The sequence below is a fragment of the Chromohalobacter sp. 48-RD10 genome (genome assembly GCF_029889785.1).
Classification (GTDB): domain Bacteria; phylum Pseudomonadota; class Gammaproteobacteria; order Pseudomonadales; family Halomonadaceae; genus Chromohalobacter.
The window spans coordinates 1-975 of the sequence record NZ_JARANX010000176.1; the positions used below are offsets into that span (position 1 = coordinate 1).

Annotated in this window: 1 protein-coding gene and 1 pseudogene; both read left to right on the plus strand. The window is 58.6% G+C overall.

The annotated features are described in order from the left end of the window. The coding region (locus tag OP496_RS18045; protein ID WP_280565338.1) for a helix-turn-helix transcriptional regulator at window positions 1-227 on the plus strand (227 nt) is incomplete at its 5' end. 190 nt (window positions 228-417) lie between these two features. Next, window positions 418-975 (plus strand): annotated as a pseudogene (locus tag OP496_RS18050) (bifunctional proline dehydrogenase/L-glutamate gamma-semialdehyde dehydrogenase); the annotation flags it as partial.

A 975-nucleotide genomic window follows, 5' to 3' on the forward strand; every position in this document is an offset into this window, starting at 1 on the left:
ATACGGGGCTGACGCCTTACCAATACTTGTTGCGTCGCCGCCTCGAACGCGCAAGCACCTTACTGCGAACCGCCGGCGCACCGCTCAGCGAAATCGCGGCACGCACGGGATTCGCCAATCAAAGCGCCTTGTCGCACGCCTTTCGACGCCATCATGGCCAGTCTCCCTCGCAATGGCGTCGCAGTGCCACCACCTCCGTCATGACCACGCCGTCCATCATAGACTAAAGTCTAGAATTCAACCCCACCTCTTCTTCTGCCGTGTTTTTTGACACAAACACCCGGGAAATTGGCAAGACCTGGCACGCTGACCCACTCTAAAGTCAACGCTAGACAACATAATCAGGACGCCGCTACCGGCGCCGACTCCGCACGCCTACCTTCATTATTGCGTCGCCGATCATCACGGGGTCATGACATGCAAAATGCCAACACCATGCTGGAAACCGCCACCTGGAACGACGATCTCGATACGCTTTTTGCGCGTGTCAGCGATTATTACAGCGTCGAGGAAGACGCCTATGTCGCCGAGCTGGTCGCGTTCTTGCGTACCGAAGAGCAAGACTTCGAGCGCATCGCCACGCAAACCGCCGAACTGGTGCAAGAAGTTCGCGAGATGGACACGGCGGTCGACTCCATCGACGAACTGCTGCAGGAATACAGTCTCGATACCCATGAAGGCTTGATGTTGATGTGTCTGGCCGAGGCCATGCTGCGCATTCCCGACAAGGCCACCGCCGACGCCCTGATCGAAGACAAACTGGGGCCCGCCGACTGGAAGGCACACGTCGGCCAGAGCGAGTCCTGGTTCGTTAACGCCTCCACCTGGGGGTTGCTGATGACCGGTCGCGTCCTGCAACTCGATCACCCCCACGAAGGCAAACCCGCCACCTTCATCAACAAGATGGTCAACCGCATGGGCGAGCCGGTGATTCGCCGCGCCATGTATCAGGCGATGAAGATCATGGGCAAGCAG